This window comes from Mycolicibacterium moriokaense (assembly GCF_010726085.1).
GTDB lineage: Bacteria > Actinomycetota > Actinomycetes > Mycobacteriales > Mycobacteriaceae > Mycobacterium > Mycobacterium moriokaense.
The window spans coordinates 5,665,112-5,682,540 of record NZ_AP022560.1 but is presented as its reverse complement, the minus strand read 5'-3'; the positions used below and the strand labels follow the sequence as shown (position 1 = coordinate 5,682,540).

9 protein-coding genes are annotated in these 17,429 nt (G+C 63.7%); 4 read left to right on the top strand and 5 right to left on the bottom strand.

Features of this window, described 5'->3' with window-relative positions; translation table 11 throughout:
* Nucleotides 1-19: 19 nt before the first annotated feature.
* The 3 genes from G6N43_RS27675 to G6N43_RS27665 form a co-directional block, all read right to left on the bottom strand.
* On the bottom strand, nt 20-3,382 hold the full coding sequence (locus G6N43_RS27675) for an ATP-binding protein (RefSeq protein WP_083157364.1): 3,363 nt from the start codon (nt 3,380-3,382) through the stop codon (nt 20-22).
* Nucleotides 3,372-4,064: a DUF4194 domain-containing protein gene (locus G6N43_RS27670; RefSeq protein ID WP_083157365.1), complete on the bottom strand. Its 693-nt coding sequence runs from the start codon at nt 4,062-4,064 to the stop codon at nt 3,372-3,374. Before G6N43_RS27670 ends, G6N43_RS27675 begins: the two co-directional genes overlap by 11 nt.
* 434 nt (nt 4,065-4,498) lie before the next feature.
* Nucleotides 4,499-4,672: an Lsr2 family DNA-binding protein gene (locus tag G6N43_RS27665; protein ID WP_083157373.1), complete on the bottom strand. Its 174-nt coding sequence runs from the start codon at nt 4,670-4,672 to the stop codon at nt 4,499-4,501.
* Between the two features lie 50 nt (nt 4,673-4,722).
* On the opposite strand from G6N43_RS27665, the gene G6N43_RS27660 reads away from it, so the two are divergent.
* Entirely contained in the window at nt 4,723-5,757 is a 1,035-nt protein-coding gene (locus tag G6N43_RS27660; protein WP_083157366.1) for a patatin-like phospholipase family protein, read from the top strand.
* Between the two features lie 63 nt (nt 5,758-5,820).
* Here the strand turns inward: G6N43_RS27660 and G6N43_RS27655 are convergent, their stop codons facing one another.
* Nucleotides 5,821-6,441, bottom strand: a complete 621-nt coding sequence (locus tag G6N43_RS27655) for an antibiotic biosynthesis monooxygenase (RefSeq protein ID WP_083157367.1) — start codon at nt 6,439-6,441, stop codon at nt 5,821-5,823.
* Nucleotides 6,442-6,854: 413 nt separating this feature from the next.
* Complete coding sequence (locus G6N43_RS27650) at nt 6,855-8,327, bottom strand: DUF3375 domain-containing protein (RefSeq protein WP_083157368.1); 1,473 nt, start codon at nt 8,325-8,327, stop codon at nt 6,855-6,857.
* A 308-nt stretch (nt 8,328-8,635) separates the two neighbouring features.
* Between G6N43_RS27650 and G6N43_RS27645 the strand changes: the two genes are divergently transcribed.
* The 3 genes from G6N43_RS27645 to G6N43_RS27635 all read left to right on the top strand — a co-directional run bounded on the left by G6N43_RS27645 (nt 8,636) and on the right by G6N43_RS27635 (nt 17,400).
* Nucleotides 8,636-9,232 carry a DsbA family protein gene (locus G6N43_RS27645; protein WP_407664927.1) on the top strand — a complete coding sequence of 199 codons (597 nt, stop codon included), beginning with the start codon at nt 8,636-8,638 and terminating at the stop codon, nt 9,230-9,232.
* 126 nt (nt 9,233-9,358) lie between these two features.
* Entirely contained in the window at nt 9,359-12,772 is a 3,414-nt protein-coding gene (locus G6N43_RS27640) for a hypothetical protein (RefSeq protein WP_234810307.1), read from the top strand.
* Complete coding sequence (locus G6N43_RS27635) at nt 12,769-17,400, top strand: DEAD/DEAH box helicase family protein (protein WP_083157370.1); 4,632 nt, start codon at nt 12,769-12,771, stop codon at nt 17,398-17,400. Before G6N43_RS27640 ends, G6N43_RS27635 begins: the two co-directional genes overlap by 4 nt.
* The last annotated feature ends 29 nt before the right edge of the window (nt 17,401-17,429 follow it).

Here is a 17,429-nt window from a genome sequence, read left to right as displayed (position 1 = left end):
GATTCCCAGGGGGCCGGGGTCAGACGCTGACCGGCACCTTCGCGCTCTTCCGCATCTCCTGCCGCAGCGAGCTGAACTCGGAGATCGTTCGGGTCGCGACCGTCGCCACCGGACGGGCGTTGCGACCCGTCGCCTCCGTCTTCGACACCATCACCACGCTGTCGATGTAGGGCTGGATCGTCGTCGCGTTCTGCACCGTCGCCACGATCACCAACTGGAAGCCGAACTTGCGGAACGCCGACAGCGCCTGTTGCGCGAACTGCGGGTCGGACTTGGAGAACGCCTCGTCGAGCATCAGCTGCGCGAACACCGGCGTGTTGTCGTCGCTGTCGGGGCTGGCCAGGTTGAAGCTCAGCGCACCGGCGAGGCAGAACGCCATCAGCTTCTCCTGCTCGCCGCCGGAGTTGTCGCCGGCGTTGCTGTGCGTGCGGATCAGCTCGTCGGTGGCGACGTCCCACTCCGCGCAGTCGAACATGAACCGGTTGCGCACATCCAGCGCGTCGCGCGTCCACGCCTTGTCCTCCGGCGCGGTGGACGCCAGCCGGTTGCGCAGCCGCAGGATGTCGGCGTACTGGTCGAGGATCGCCTGCTTGTCGCCCAGCCCCACCTCGGCGATGCGCCGCGAGATCGACCGCACGATCTCGGTGAGTTCGTCGACAGCCGCCAGGTTGCGCGGGGTGGCACGCAGCGTCAGCCTGGTGCCGCGGTTGAACTCGACCGCGCCGAGGCCGTTGTTGACCCGGTCGATCTGCTCGGCGATGCGCCGCGCCTCCTGCTCGGCGACGCGGTGCAGCGTGAGGATCGCGTCCGGGGCCTGCTCGGTGACCAGTCGCATCATCCGCTCGTAGGCCTCGGGCAGCTCACGCTCGTCGATGTGCTTACACAGCGCCACGTAGTCGTGCACCCGCTCGTCGAAGTCCTCGCTGTCGTTGGGGATCGCGTCGGGGAACGACGTGTCGAACGTATTCAGGATGCGTGCCAACTCGTCGTACGACCGGCGCCGGCTCTCCCGCAGCTGCTCGCGTTCCTTCTTGATCGCGGTGAACAGCGCATCGCGGTACGGTTCGGGGTCGAGCAGCTCCAGCGACATCGGTAGCGAGGCGGAGTAGCGCTGCAGCAGTTCGGTCAGCGGCTCGGACACGAACGGCGGGGACAGCCGCTCGGCCAGGTCCAGCAGCCGGGTGCGGCGCTCGTCGAGGGTGTCGCGGCGGGTCTGGATCGCGCCGCGTCGCGTCATGAATTTCTGGATCTGCGACCAGCATTCGTCGGCGCGGGCATTGAGCGCGTCGAGGTCGGGGTTGTCGGCCAGCAGCAGTTCGTACTGTTCGCGCAGGCGCTCGGCGTGCCCGTCGGCGGTTTCGGTGTCGATCTGGCTCCACTGCGGGAACTGCTCGCAGATCGCCCTGCACGCTGCGGCGCGGTCGCGCCAATGCTGGCGCTGGGCGGCGATGTCGTCGGCGACGCGGCGGGCCTTCTGGTAGGTCTCCTCGGCGGCGGCGAGCTCCAGCGTCAGCGCGTTGATCTTGGCGGTGACGTCGCCCTGGTACAGGTACTCGGACTGCTTGACCGCCCGCCGGTCGTCCTTGACCGCGAGCCGGTCGGAGTCCTTGTACAGGCCGGTGTCGGTGACGGCGCGGCGGTAGCGGGCGAACACGTCGGGGGTGTCGACGCAGACGTGGTCACCGGCGTGGGTGATGAGGTCGACAGCCTCGGCCGCGCACGGATGCTTGGGGTCGACGGCGAACAGCTTGCCCGCCAACGTGTTCGGTTCGGGGGCGACGGGTTCGGCGCCGAGCATCTTCGTCCGCACGTGGTGCAGCTGCAGACGGCCGCGCATGTCGGTGTCGTTGACGAACCGCAGCACCTTCTCCCAGTGCTGGTCGGGGACGAGCAGCCGCAGGCCGACGCCTCGTAGGACCTTCTCGACGGCGGTGCGCCAGCGGGTCTGGTCGGGTTTGAGGTCGAGCAGTTCGGCGATGTAGGGCAGCTCGGAGGGCGCGACTTTGAGGGCCGCGCTGATGTGGTCGCGCATCGCGAGCGCGAACTCCGGCAGCGCGGAGCCGACGTGCTCGACGCGTTTGAGTTCCTTGGCGGCGTCGTCGCGGGCGATGCGGGCGGCCTTCTGCGCGTACTCCGCGTCGGTGGACGCCTCGCGGTTGCGTTCGACCTTAGCGAGTAGTTCGGTGGCCTCGGCGAGCAGTTCCTCGCGCAGGTTCCAGAACTCGTCGGCGGTGTCGGGGGACTCGATGTCCTGGGCGGCGAGCATGTCGTCGTAGGCGGCGCGACGGCGCTCCACCTGCTCGGCCTCGGTCTCGGCGGCGGTCACCTGCGACTGCAGCGGGGCGATGTTCGCGCTGGATCCGCTGATCTGTGCGTTGAGCGAATCAGCTTCGGCCTTGGCGAGATTCAGGCTGCGGGTGACGTCCTCGTACTCGTTCTCCAGCTGCGCGATGGTGCTGTCGAGCGTCTCGATCTGCGTCGGGCACTGGGCGAGGCGGACGTGGTCGGTGAACGCGCGCACCATCGGCGCGTCGACGAGGTCGATGATGCCGAGGTCGGAGGACTCGGAGGTGTAGCGCTGCTGGATGGCCTCGATGTCGCCGAGGATCTTGCGCTTCTTCTGCGCGACGGCCAGCAGTTCGCGGGCCTCGACGAGGGGGTCGATCTGCTTGAGCGCCTCGGGCAGCCGGGCGAGGCTGTCAGGTTCGTCGAGCATGAACTCGCGGACGAACTGTTCCAGTCCGCCAACGCTTTTCAGCGATTTGGCCTTGCCGAGCAGCTGCTGGGCGGCGTCGGAGGCGCGGATTCCGATCGTGGCGTACAGCTGCGCGAGGTACTGCGATTCGACCTTGGTGGTGAAGCGCCAGTCGTCGTTGAAGACTTTCGCGTCGAAGCGGCCGGCGGCCCAGCGGTTGCAGACGTCCTCGATGTCGAGGTCGCCGTCGCCGAGGACGAAGCGGCTGGAGGAGTCGTTGCGGGATTCGCCGGTCAGCCACTTGAGCACCAGGCCGGTGACGGTGCGGCCGGTATCGCTGGTGTAGGTGACGGCGACGGCCGACCAGGCGGTGCCCTCGCCGCGCAGGTACATGACGCGGCTGGTGCCGCCGTCGCTGCGCTGGCCCCAGGCGCCGCGGACATACTTGTCGACGGTGCGGCGGCCGGCGCTGGATCCGGCGGCGGTGTTGTCGCCGGAGGCGTTGAAGTTGCGACGGTTGAACGGCAGGAAGCCGAGCGAAATGGCGTCCAGCAGTGAGGATTTGCCGCTGCCGGAGGCGCCTGCGATGAGGGCGCCGCCCGCGCTGAACGGGATGGAGTGGTAGCCGTCGAACACACCCCAGTTGATGACCTGCAGGCGGGACAGGTGGAACTGTTCAGTCGTCAAGGTCGGTCTCGTCTTCTGCTGCTGGGGTCCCGCCGTTGAGGAGCTGTTCGAACTGCTGCTGCAGTTCGGTGATGACCGAGGCGGTCATGATGGCGGTGATGACGGGGGAGATGGTGTAGCTGTCCTCGTCGTCGCGGCTCTTGCGCAGGATCTCCAGGCCGGTGAGCCGGGCGATGGCGCCGTCGATGCGGGCGGCGAAGGTGACGGCGTCGCGGTCGGTGTCGTTGAGGACGCCGGAGAACAGGTTGTGCATCTCCTCGCGGCTGATCAGGACGGTCTGCCCGCCGGCGGCGCGCATCATCTGGGCAAGGTGCAGGGCGAGGATGGAGTCGTAGGTGCCGAGCGGTTCGCGGCGCAAAAGCTTGATGCCCCTGGCGGATTCGTAGCGGGCCTGCTCGACGAAGGCGATGTCGGTGCCGTCGACGATGCGCAGGATCAGGTCGAGTTCGGAGAGTCGGACGGCCAGTTCCTTGCGGTACTCGAGGACCCAGCTGTAGACGTCGGCGTCGGCCTCGGCGCTGAGATAGCGGCGGGTGAGCAGGTGCTGCAGGGCCCAGCAGGCGCGGTCGGGGAGTTCGGAGACGTCGCCGTCGAAGCGGGGTCGGCGTACACCCGGCGGGCGGGCGGTCTGTTGGTCGACCTGGGGGAGCGAGGAGAAGTCGATGTCGGCTTCGGTGGTCATGCGGAAGCTCTCACGTTCTCGTCGTGCACCTGCGTTCCTCGCTCTGCAATTGGTCGGACGCCCCAACATAGGTCACGGCCCCGACATGTTCGGAGCGCGACGGGTCGTGTCGGGGGAGATTTTGGCGACGGTGCGGGTTTGCCGACGTCAGCGGAATACCCGTGCTCGCAAGGCAATGCGAGTGACGGTGCTGCTGTGAAATGTGAGGCAGAAGTTATTTCGGGTTGGCGTGTCGCGGGACTTCGGCGTAAAGAGGGAAGCACTATCCGAATTGCCAGCCTCCGCGCGACACTGTCGCTCAAGAACTACCGCTCGTCCGGTCACAAGCGAATGTGTCGCTCGTAGGTTGGCAACTCGGTAGGCGACCCACCGTGCTGCCAGCGGACGATGGTGTCGCGCCGCACGGCGGGTGTGGCACCGCGGGAAGGGGGCGGTCAGCGCGGGTCGTTGGCTTCGTGCCATGCCCGACAGATGTCGGGGCGAAGTCGCCCACGATCCGGTACCGGGAGTCCGGCGGCGCGGGCCCAAGAACGGACCTCGGCGGTGTTCGGTTCCGGAGCTCCGGCCGCTTGATCGAGTTCGGTGGTGGCGAGCGTTGTTCGGGCGATACGTCCGCAGCGGCGGCGAGATTCTCAGCATCTCGTGTCAGGCTGGGCCTATGGCTGCGATGCGACCCTCGGGCCCCCTTCGTGCGGATCTGGTGTTGTCCGGCGGCGGGGTGAAGGGCATCGGGTTGGTGGGAGCTGTCGGCGCGCTCGTGGACGCGGGGTATGAGGTTCAGCGGGTCTCCGGCACGTCCGCCGGGTCGCTGGTGGGCGCGGTGGTGGCCGCCGCGTCGCAAAGCGATCCACTGAGCAGCGAGCAGTTGCGTGATCTCGCGTTGAGCGTGCCGTACCGCAAGTTCGCGGACAGCGGTCCGATCGAGCGGATCCCGCTGTTGGGTACGGCATGGGGGCTGTTGCGCGAGACCGGTATCTACCGCGGCGATTTCGCACACGAGTGGGTGCGCGGTGAGCTGAAAAACCTGGGCGTCAGCACCTTTGGCGACTTGGCGATCGATGACAAACACTTGCTGCCGGAGCGCCGGTACCGCCTGGTGGTCACGGTGGCCGACCTGACGACCGGCCAACTGGTGCGGCTGCCGTGGGACTACCGGCGGGTCTACGGACGGGACCCGGACGAACAATCGGTGGCCGACGCGGTGCGGGCCTCGATGGCGATACCGTTTCTGTATCCCCCGGTGACGTTGAATAACGCTGCGGGACAACCGTGCACGCTGGTTGACGGCGGTGTGCTGTCGAACTTCCCGATCGACTCCTTCGACCGTCCCGACGGCAAGGAGCCTCGTTGGCCCACGTTCGGTGTGACGGTGGTTCCCTATCTGCCGGCTCCCAGCGTCGAACAACTGATTCCTGGGCTGGGCCGGCTGCGCTGGGGTGGACCGTCCTTGCTGGAGAGCCTGATCACCACGATGCTGGTCGGGCATGACCAGGCGCACCTCAGCCAGCCCTGGGTGAAGGTGCGCGCCATCCAGGTGGACTCGACCGATGTTGGTGTGCTCGACTTCGACATCACCCCCCAGGACACCGAAGCGCTGTACGAGAACGGCTATTCGGCGACCACCGAGTTCCTGTCGACTTGGGACTGGCCGGCCTATCTCGATCGCTTCCGCAGAGCGCATCGGGTGGACTGAGCAGCCCGACTGTGTCCCCGATGGCGGCGCGGGTGGTGACTGCGGGCAGTGCCCGCGCTGGGGTCAGACCATTTCGGGCACATGCAGGTGCGCGAGTGCCAACTCGAAGTCGCACTCGTCGAGTACGTCGGCGCGTGCTTCCTGGCTGCCCGAGGACTTGATGCCCTCCAGCCGATCCCTGTTCTGCTCGAGCGCTTCGGCGTTGTCGAAGCTCGCCACGGCGACGCCGCGACCCGACGCCCGATCGACGAGCAGGCTGGCACTGCAGAATCCGTCGAGCTCCTCGAGGGCGGGCAGGATGGTCGCCTTGTAGAACTCGATGCCTCCGTCGAGTTGATTCGGATCGACCTGGACCCAGGTGGCCCGGGCGCAGGCTCCCTCACCCGCGCGGTGCTCGCGGTGCATGGCGGCGATCTCCCATTCCTCGATCTGGGGGCTGCCACCGAAGAGCTCCGCGGCCCGGTCGCGAATCGGCCGCAGGGTCTCCGCGCTTTCACGCATGGCCTCCTCGGACTCCCAGGAGCTGGTGACAATGCAGCGGCCAGACGTCCGGTCGACCATCAAGGACAGGCCCATGCAGCCGTCGATGGCTTCCAGTGCGGGCATCACCGTGTCGCGCACGTGCGCAATACCGTCGTCGATGGACCTGGGCCGCGCCTGGATTGTGGTGCTTCTTGCATACATTTTTCTGCCTCCGGTGTTAGGTGGGGCAGCGTCTCGGCGGCGCCGCTGGATCTCCTTATCGTCCTCCCACGGGCAGGGAGTGGCAATGGGTTGCGACAGTCAACATGACGGATGATTGCGCGCTGAAACCCGCTGCGCACCAGAACAATACGTCCGTCACAACAAAGCGCAACTAATGATTGCTGAGTCAAGCGGTGGTGACGGTGACCGCCGGATCCGAGTTGCTTTCATCGTCGCGCTTCATGGGTGGTTGATGATCGATGACAAGGGGCTACCCAGGGCCTAGGCCGCAGTCCAGGCGCAGAAGCTAGATGGCTACTGGCTGCGCTTGGTTCTTTCTGTCGTCGTCGGAACGGGGCCGTCGGGGTCATCGACCTGGGGGAGTGAGGAGAAGTCGATGTCGGCTTCGGTGGTCACGTGGCGACTCCGGTGGTGATGGGTTCGGTGAATGTCAGGCGGGGGACGGCGATTTGGCGGTCGGGGCCGTCGAGGGACTTGAAGCGCACGGTGACGGAGTCTTTGGTGTCGGGGTTGGGCTGGGTGAGGGCCCAGGACCACAGCACGATGACGTGGCCGAGGTAGGCGGTGTCGAGCATGGCGACGGCGTCGGGGAGGTCGACGGGCCCGTCGCGAAGGGCGCGGTTGAGCATGTCGGACATGGCGGGTGCGTCGACCTGGGTGGTGAGGGCGGCGAAGCTGGACAGGTCGACCTCGCCGTCGGCGGGTTTGGCGGGTTTGGGATTGGACAGGTCGCCGATCTTAAAGCTCAGTGCGCCAACGGAACTGATGGCATGGCGGGCCAGGGGGACGTCGATGTCGAGGCGGGAGTCGGTGAAGCTGGACTTGAGGAGGGCGCGGGCGGCGCCGATGGCCTCGTTGAGTTGGCGGGCGATGCCGCGGCTCTGCTCCATGGTGCCGAAGGCGGTGAAGCGTTTGACGCGTTGGGCACAGCGCTGCTGGATGCGTTCGACTTCGTCGATCTGGTGGCCGACGAGTTCGAAGAAGCCGGCCATGACCTTGCGCAGGGCGGGGTCGAGGTCGGGGAGGGCTTCGGCGACGGCGGCGACATCGGCCTCGAACTCGGCGCGTTGGTCGGGGTCGTTGATCATGCGCAGGAAGGCGCGGTGGGAGTCGCGGCCCTGGGAGTCCCAGGCGGCCTGGTAATCGGAGTACATCTGGCGCTGGCGGTCGCGGTACTCGGTGTTAGAGTCGATGGGCTCGTCCAGCGCGGCGGTGGCCTGCTCGATCATGGTGCCGTATTGGCCGATGTCGGTGATGAGGCGTTCCATCTGCAGGGCGATGGCGCGGGCCTCGTCATAGCAGTCGGTGACGTCGGGCTGGGGACGGTGGCCGGCCTCCAGGGCCTCGAGTTCTTCGTGGAGGGCGGCGATTTCAGCTTCGATGTGCTTGCGGATGCGGGCGGGGTCGTGGTCGACCTTCAGAGCGACTTGTTTGAGGCGGGCGGCGATGCCGGTGATGGAGCCGCCGGTCGCGATGGTGTCCTGGCGGCGCATGCCTCTGAGGAAGTCCAGGGCGCGTCGGGCGTCCTGGGTGAGGTAGCAGACGTTCTGGTCGTGGCGTTCGTCGACGATGCGGTGCAGCCATCCCTGGGCGGCCCAGGACTTGATGAGGGCGAGGCCAGATTGGGGGTCGTCGAGGTCGGCGAGGTCGCGTTCGAGGTGGATGACGAGCTCGGTCTCGGGTACGGCGCCGTCGGAAAGGTGGCGCTCCATGAGCGTGGCGTAGAGGCTGAGGTTGGTGGCGGCGAGCAGACGGATCGCCCGGGAGCCCTGCAGGTCGCGGTTGAGCTCGAGCAGGTCGGCTGCTCCTGCGTTGTCGTCCACCCGTTCCTCTATCCAGTTGGGTTCGTCCGGAGGCCTCAACATAGGGCACGGGGACGACATGTTCGGAGCGCGAACGGGTCGTGTCGGGGAGGATTTTCGTCAGGCCGGCGTTTGTCGACGTCAGTGGAATCGCATTGCGCTCAACGGATTGTGCTGCGTCGCCGCAGCCTGGGGCTGGCGTGAATTATGGGACTTGCGGGGCTCATGTGTCGACGGGTCTCGTCGCTGCCGGGGACCGCGCGAATCGTCCCCGGGGGACGGCGCGACATGATGGTGGCATGGACGGAACTCGGGTGAGTCGGGCGGTGCGCGCTCTCGGGGCGTTTGCCGCCGTGATCGTGGCACTGCTGATGTGCGGACCGGTCGCAGGAGTTGCCCGGGCGGCCGTTGCGGCGCCGGCCGGGGATGCGATCGCCATCGGCGACCCGAACGCACTCGGGGTGATCGATCTGTACGTGGATCCGATGTGCCCGTTCAGCGGGAAGATGATCCGCGCGCAAGGTGACGAGATCGGTCGACGCATCGAGGATGGCACGCTTCGGGTGAACCTTCGGTTCGTGGACTTCCTCGATAAGTACTCGGCCAGCAAGACGTATGACATTCGAGCGATCTACGCGACGTACGTCGTGGCGGATCAGTCGCGGTCGAGCGACGTCACGTGGCGCTTCGTTCAGCAGATCTTCTCTGCCGAAAATCAGCCCGAGGAGGGAGGGGCGACAGATCTCGATAACAACCAGCTCGCCGAGCTGGCGAACCGCGTCGGCGCACCTCCACTGGCGCAAGATCTGCTCAGGCTCGGCCTGCCGATAGGTTACGACGCCCGCGCGATCGCAGCCAACAACCTTGCGGTCCTGCGGCAGTTTCCCGAGCCTGGTGTCCCGCTGGTCGTGATCAGCGGTGCCCCCGTCGGCGGTGACTCGGACTGGATGGATCGACTGCCGGGTTAAGAGCGGCGCGCGTTCCCTAGCTTCAAGGGTGCGTCCCGGTTGCCGAATGCCTGCTTAAAGGCGAGGCCTACGGAGCGGGTTCGATTTGCTCTTGCATTGTCACCTACTTGACCTAGAGTGCCGTTAGTGCGGCAGCAGAGGGGAAATTTGGCAGAGAAACTATCGCTTCGAGATTGGCTCTCGGACGCTGAATACGACTGGCGAGCAAAGCTCAAGCCGGTGAATCTCGTCATCGAAACGGACTTCACCGCTGAAGAGATTGACGAAACGAAGCGCAAGTGGGGTCAGGCCGCGCGCCAGCTGCTATTGCGTGATCTGAGCTATTCCGATGTCGTCAAGCGGTTCCCTGCGCTGACGCTCTTGATCCTCGTGGGGCACGCGTCCCTGTACTACGAGGAAGGCAGATTCTGGGATAGTTTCTGGACTGACGTGGGACTTCCTCATAACCAAGATTTTGAACGCGTGCTCAGACACAGCATCGCTGAGTTGTTGGCCAAGTTCTCCTTGGCACGATTCCCGGAGATAGAGAAGGAGAGTGGCCGCAAGTACGTCATGCTCCTCGCCCTGCACGCGGGCATACCTGTGCACTGCCTTCGGGACCTGCTCGACATGATCAACGAACACATCGTTCACGGCCGGCCCGCAAACGGTGCCGCGTTGTTGAGTTGGCTCGACGAACCGGGGAAGAGCTACAGGTACGACAGTCTAGATATTCCCGTTCGCAATTTCTTCAAGCACGGGGCAGAGTTTGCCGTCGATATCCTCGACCGGATCATCGAGTTCGTCTCGGCGGCGGGGGACGATCCTGGGCTACTCGACGCCGAGCTGGACTCGTCGACGACGGGCCTGCCGGTGGTCCTTCTCGCTGAGCTGATCGATCAACTTCACAACAAGCAGGTCCGGTGGACCAGTAATCCTCGCGAAGGTGCCATCGCACAGAAGCGCCCAATCCTTCGCTATGACGTCGACGACGATGAGATCTTTATTGCGCTGCCCTTTCCTTCGGCGGGGGCGGAGGAACCATGGCGCGTATCGCTTGACGGTGACGTCCGCGACGTCCACTGTGCGCGTCAATGGGGTGCGAGCGCCGAAGCCTCGACGACCCGGGCATCTGTTTCGGCGCCAGTGCGTGAAGTGGTGCTTGTACACGGACCGTCCGATACAAGCGCTGTGCTGCCCGTCGTCGATAAGCAGGACCCGCTGCTCACCTTCTCCACCGATGGGCAGTTGATTCCACGGCGCGATGGTCTCAAAGACGCCGTGTGGGTTATTTATCCCGGCGACAACGAACTGATCGACCCGGTCAGCGGAAACGTCGTGGAGCTACAGAATGAAGGAACCCCTGCTGGCTGGCGCGGGTGGAGGAGTGCGTTCATCGGTCTGGACACCGTCGATGCTCTTCAACTGCGTTGGCAGGGTGAGCTTGTCGGCACACATCGGATGGTGCGCAAGGATGCCCGCCCGCACTTCGAAGTCGGTGAACCAGTGCTAGGAATCCGATCCAGTGATGGTCGGCCGGTGCACGCGACGCGTCCATGGGTCATGCTGCCAGCCACCAAGTCTGACCCGCCACCCATCTGGCGTGTGCGAGCACGGCGTCTTGGTCACACCGAATGGATCACCGACGAAGCGTGGAACGCAGAAGATGTCGAGACCTGTGTCGATCCTTTCGATGATTCGGAAGAACCACAACTCGGGTTGTTCGAGATCGTCGTCTCGGGTCCTCTGGGGGCTGATGCGCGCCTCGTGATATTTCTCGCCGAGGGAATCTGGATGGAATCGGACGTTTCGATCCGCGTTCCCGTGCCAGCCGGCCTAACGGCGTGCAGCGTGGCATTCGGCGCTGACGCCCTTATCACGAAGCCCTCCGGCACTATCGAATTCGGGGCGGATCGGATTGAGGCGTCGATCGAGGTTGCGAGCGACGACCACGTGGAGCGGATCTCCATCGTCCCGCCGTACGTGGAGGTTCGGGCGGGGGATGTGGGTTCCGCTGCGATGTGGCGTGTGATTGCCCCGATGGCGGCTCCCGAGGAATTGGCCGACGACCGATTCGTGGCTGTGCGCGCGCCGGGCGCCGAACTGGAAGAGTTCGCATTGCTTGGCAGCACCGGCGACCGGGTTCAGGTGGGCACGCGACCGAGGCGGAAGTCCGGAGACGTCTTTGAGCTGAGCACGCAGCAGTTCGCCGATGCTGCGCGTTTGCAAGGCTCGGGACGAATCGTCGCCCGGCTCAGGACGGGAGACGACGTCATTGATGTCACCGTGCTATCGATCCATCCGAAGCAACTTGGATCACGCGTCGAGCTGCACGAAGACTTGCTGAAGTTTGACATTGCGGAAGAAATACAAGGCTTGTCGACATACGTTTGGTGTGCCACGGCCCCGTGGCGACCCCCAGAAGTGTTGGAGATCAACAACGGTGTGGCCAAGCTCCCGCCAACGTTGATCGACGCAGGCGAGCTGCGTTGCCAACTCTTTGTCGATGATCCGTGGGTTGCTATCGAGCCTCCCCGTCTGCCGTCGCGTGATGCCTTCCGCGTGCCACAACTTGGTTGGTACGAAGGCGGGAACGCTACCGAGACCCGGATTGCCAGGTTCCTTGCCGGCGTTGGGCGGCTGCATGACACGGTCGGGTCTGTTCCTGAGGCGTGGGCGGCGTTAGCGCAACTGCATGCCGATGGCCATGCGGATCGTGCTTCGGGCTTGGTGCCGATTCTTGTCGAAAACCCACGGGCATCACTTGAAAGCCTGGGCAATAGCTCGATCGAATTGCGCGACAAGATGGCGATGTTAATGCGTAGCGAACTCGTGAACCACAGTTATGCAACGGATTTCACGCTAAACGAGCTGCATTCTGACCCGTGGTTCGGATGCATGACCGAGATAGCCGACCTACCGTCGCTTTATAACCGACGTGATGAAGTCCCTCTGGAGCGGAAAGAGACCATCGAATACCTGACGGACAAGGGCGGAGAGGTATTGATCGAGCTGCTGAGTACGGGCACGGTGTCACCGGTCGGTCAGGCCTGTATCGACGAGGTGATTTTCAAAATGGCATCGGCACCTACTGGAGATGTGGAAACTGCAGTGCGCGAACGTGCTCTCGTTCCGCGGCCACTGCTGCACTACGACACGCGACGTATCGGTTCTTATGAAGCCTTCCTGCGGCGACGTGAATGGTTGGAGTCCGGATGGTCGGCGAACTTCGCCACGCGCATGGAGCTGGTGCTTGGACCAATCAAGCGTGCGTCGGACAAGGCATTTGAGGCCATTGCACTTCGTCGCGAACGCATTAGGGGGATCGATACAGGTTCGCATCCGTGGATTCTCATGTCGGTGCAATCCCTGACTTTGGCGTTTCTCGCACGTCTAGAGGCGTGCGAACGGCTAAACGGTCGATACCTCGATCGCGGCATGCTGACCGTCTGGACCCGGCTCGCTGAGTTGTGCCCGACCATGGTTGCCACCGATCTCCTGATGGCAGAAGCACTGACGATGTACGAGCGCCGCGGAAATCTCATTGGAAGCCGAGCATGACGGAACGCCTTGATCCACTCGAAACATCGAAGCAGATCGAAGAAAGCTACAAACGCTACTTGAAGACGCTGTTGGCGCCACGGGACGGCAGGCTGGCGGACGCGTTTGACGCCGAGATTGATGCCACGACTCTGCTGACGAAGGGTCCGATTCTCGAACTCACTCCGCCTTATGAGACAGGCTCAACCGTGCGCCAGCTCATCGATGAGGGCCTGCTTCATCCCGACTTCACGCAGTTGGGTTTTCCAGTAGACCAACCGCTGTACGTCCACCAGGAAACCGCGATCCGCAAATTCCTATCTGGTCGTAATCTCGTAGTGAGCACAGGAACTGGTTCGGGTAAGACCGAGAGCTTCCTGATTCCAATCCTCAACACTTTGCTTCAAGAACGGGCGAACGGGACCCTGGGGCCCGGCGTACGCGCGCTGCTCCTCTACCCGATGAACGCACTCGCGAATGATCAGCTCAAACGGTTGCGTGCGGTCCTCGGATCCTTCCCGGACATCACCTTCGGCCGGTACACGGGTGAGACCCTGATGAAGCAGACGGACGCGGAAAACGACTTCCTGCACAACAATCCAGGGGACCGAAGGCTGCGGAACGAACTTCTCAGCCGCGAGGAGATGCGAGCGTCGCCCCCGAACCTCTTGCTGACCAACTACGCGATGCTCGAGTACCTGCTGATCCGTCCAGCGGACATCGATCTGTTCGACGGCCCCTACGCCGGCACCTGGCGCTTCATCGTGATGGACGAAGCGCACGTCTATGACGGCGCTCAGGGCTCAGAAGTTGCGCTACTGCTGCGCCGACTCAAGCAACGGGTAGCGCCAAGGCGGAATGTTCAATGCATCGCGACCTCTGCGTCGCTAACCGGAAGCGTGCGCGATGATCCACACGGCGAGGCCATGCAGTTCGCCAGCAACCTGTTCGACGCCCCTTTTGAATACGACGAAGGCGACAGCAGCCGCCAAGACCTCGTTGAACCCACCCGCAAGAAGCATATCGACCAGGCAACGTGGAAGCTCACCGGAGACGAAATCTTGCAGTTCGCTTCCGATTCAAGCGACGACGACTCGATCGCCCGTTTCGGCGGAGCGGCGACGGCCGCCGAGGCGCTGCATCGTGAGGAATCGATCGTCAATCTGAAAGCAGCACTCAGCAACGGTCCACGCGACGTGCGTGAACTTCAAGCACAGCTCTGGCCAGAAGATCCAGCCGCACACGAGAAGCTCAATGCGCTGGTAGCTCTTGGCAGCAGGATTCACGACGATGCTGGGCATCCGGTGTTGTCGGCACGCTACCACTTATTTGTGCGCGCAACCGAAGGAGCTTTCGTCAGCTTCACGCAGGATGGCCCGCGGATCTTTCTCGGCCGGCACGAGGTTGATCCCGACACGGGTCGCGCGGTGTTCGAGTTCGGTACCTGCAGTCGCTGTGGCGCCGTGCACCTTTCCGGCGAGGTCGATCGACGCGGCCGTCACGAATACTTCGTACCGACAAAAAAGGCCGACGGTGCGGTCAACTGGCTCGTACTCGCCGACGCAGATCTCGACACACTGATTGATGAGGACGAAGCGACGCTGGCAGACGAGGCAGGTTCGGCCGACGACCCGACTACCCGGATTCTATGCACGGGGTGTGGGCTGCTTTCCGCGCCCGACTCGACTCGGTGCGACTCCGCGCAGTGCCTGGGTGGCCCGATGCTGACAGTGCGCGAACATCCGCGGGCGAAGAAGGTGATGACCCGATGCACCGAGTGCGGTGCACAGTCGCGGCAGGGAGTTCGCAGATTGCGGACGGACACCAACGCTGCACCCGCCGTCGTGACTACGGCTCTATATCAGCAACTTCCCGAAGCTGTAGGTGAAATCGCCGACGAGGTTGGATCGGGCCGAAAGCTCTTGATGTTCTCGGACTCCCGGCAGGCGGCCGCGTTCGCAGCGCCGTACCTTGACAGAACGTATTCGCGTCTGCTCGAGCGTCGTTATTTGACGCAGGCCCTGTTGCGTGCAGATACCGGTGAGCACCTGACGCTCGGCGATCTCGCGGTTCTGACCCGCGAACAAGCAGATGCCGCTGGGCACTTTCCTCGCGGCATGGGTTCTATCGAGATAAAGCAAGAAATCAATCAATGGGTGATGGGAGAGCTCATCACGCTAGAGACCCGGCAGTCACTCGAAGGCCTCGGGCTAATGACGGTCGGACTCCAGAAGGACTCGCGGGTTCCGATGCGCGGTCTTACGGCTCTTGGACTCAGTGAAGATGAGGCGTGGTCGCTCCTCAACGTGCTCGTAAAAACCGCGCGAATGCAAGGCGCAATGAGTCCTTTGGAACGGGTCGACATCAAGGATGAGCGGTTCGCGCCCCGTAACACCATAGTTCGGATGCGCTCGACAGGTTCGGATGCGAAGAAGCAAGTGATCAGTTGGAATCCCAGCGGAAGGCCCGGCACTTCCAATGGTCGAATGATCTTTCTCAACAAAGTTCTTACTGCTCTGGGGAACTCGACGCCGGCCGCAACAATTCTAGAAGGCTGTTGGAAGCTACTCGAGAGCAGCGGCTACTTCACAGTCGAGTCGGACCGAGTACTTGGGCCGGTTTTTCAGATCGATCACGCGCGATTGACGGTCGCAAATGGCAAGGACGGACGCTGGTTTCTCTGCGATACCTGTCGGACTCTGACGGCATATTCCGTCAGAGGTGTCTGCCCCAACAGCCGATGCACAGGACGGCTTGGAGAGATCACCATTCCTGATGTCGAAGATGACACCAACCACTATCGCGTCATCTACCAGACGATGAACACTGCGCCACTAAGCGCGAAGGAACACACGGCCCAGTGGGATGCCAAAGAGGCCGCGCGGATTCAGCGCGAATTCATCTCCGGCAGGGTGAACGTGCTGTCTTGTTCGACAACGTTCGAGCTCGGTGTCGACGTAGGTGATCTGCAATCGGTAGTCATGCGCAACATGCCGCCGAAGACCGCCAACTATGTTCAGCGCGCGGGTCGGGCGGGGCGACGCGCCGCGTCGGCGGCGTTAGTTGTCACGTATGCCAACAGGACGGCTCACGACCTGGCAAAGTATCAGGAACCCACGTCGATGATCGCCGGACAGATGCGCATCCCTTGGGTCCCAGTCGACAACGCGAGGATTGCTCGACGACATGCACATTCGATCGCGCTGGCTGCGTACTTCCGTCACCGTGCGGAAAATGACAGCGAGACGTGGCGGCACGCCGGCCCCTTCTTCACACCGCAGGGTCCCGGCCAAGAGTCGCCCGCGGCCATGGTGAAGCACTTCCTCGATCCCGTACCCGAAGACGTCCATGAAGCCTTGAAAACAGCATTGCCGCTTAGCGTGCAGGCGGAGATCGGCGTACACGACGGGAGCTGGGTTGACGTGTTGGTCGAACTCTTGGCCAGCGTCGGGGCCGAGGTCATCGCTGACATCAACATCTACAACGAGCAGATCGATGCCGCTGCGCGGGAGCGCAAGTTCGCGCTCGGTAAGAAACTTACGGATACACTGCGTACGATCGAAAGCCGCGAGCTTCTGGGCTTCCTTGCCAACAAGAATGTGTTGCCAAAGTATGGATTCCCTGTCGACACAGTCGAACTGCGGACCCTGCACGCCACGGACTCGATTGGGCGGCAGTTGGAGCTAGGCCGAGATCTGAGCCTGGCCATTTACGAGTACGCACCCGGCAACCAGGTGGTGGCTGGTGGCAAGGTCTGGACATCTGCAGGACTTCGGCGGGTGCCTGGCCGCGAGCTAGTTCCCCTCCAATACAGGATCTGCGAGGCGTGTCAGCGTTTCGAGAGTGGCCATGTGCTGGATGAGTCGACACCCTGCCCGACATGTAACAGCGCCTTCAAGCCCTCCCGCCGACTTGTGCGGCCAGAATTCGGCTTCATCGCTCAACGCGAGACACGGGACGTCGGAACTGCTCCGCCGGAGCGACGTTGGCATGGCGCAAGCTACGTCGAGCATGTAGGCGAAGAGGTTGCAAGCTACACGTGGACTGGTGCGGGCGGCATGAAGGTGACCGCCCGAGCTGGTACGCGGGCGCGTCTTGCCGTGGTATCCGACGGCGCGGGTGCCGGCTTCGTTGTCTGCGGCTGGTGCGGGTGGGCGACCTTACCCGAGCGGGGCAGTCGCCGTCAGAAGCATCAACGCCCAGAGGACGGGAGGGATTGCGGTGGACCGCTCGAAGTGCTGTCGCTCGGCCATCAGTACCAATCAGACGTTGCGGAGTTCACGTTTGAGGGTGTGAATTACCGTATCGACGATGAGCCCGTGTGGTTGTCGGCGCTGTACGCGCTGATCGAAGGTGCCTCTGAAGCACTGGAGATCAGCCGTGATGACATCGGCGGGGCGCTGGCTTGGAGCGCTGACCTACGCCGCAGCATTGTGCTGTTCGACACTGTGCCGGGTGGCGCCGGTGCCGCCAAGGTCATCGCTGCCAACATCGGTCGTGTGCTTGAGGCTGCCGTGCACCGGCTCACCAACTGCGACTGCGGCGAGGAAACGTCGTGTTATGGGTGCTTGCGGACGTACCGGAATTCCCGAGATCACGAGCTGTTATCGCGGGGCGCGGCATTGAAGTTATTGGGAGGTTTCCTGTAGGACGATGCGTAATCCTGGGCTGAGACCAC

Excerpts from the sequence above, each read along its gene's own strand:
- G6N43_RS27670 (WP_083157365.1), bottom strand. The coding sequence starts at position 4,064 with ATGACCACCGAAGCCGACATCGACTTCTCCTCGCTCCCCCAGGTCGAC.
- G6N43_RS27660 (WP_083157366.1), top strand. The coding sequence starts at position 4,723 with ATGGCTGCGATGCGACCCTCGGGCCCCCTTCGTGCGGATCTGGTGTTG.
- G6N43_RS27655 (WP_083157367.1), bottom strand. The coding sequence starts at position 6,441 with ATGTATGCAAGAAGCACCACAATCCAGGCGCGGCCCAGGTCCATCGAC.
- G6N43_RS27650 (WP_083157368.1), bottom strand. The coding sequence starts at position 8,327 with ATGTTGAGGCCTCCGGACGAACCCAACTGGATAGAGGAACGGGTGGAC.
- G6N43_RS27645 (WP_407664927.1), top strand. The coding sequence starts at position 8,636 with ATGTGCGGACCGGTCGCAGGAGTTGCCCGGGCGGCCGTTGCGGCGCCG.
- G6N43_RS27635 (WP_083157370.1), top strand. The coding sequence starts at position 12,769 with ATGACGGAACGCCTTGATCCACTCGAAACATCGAAGCAGATCGAAGAA.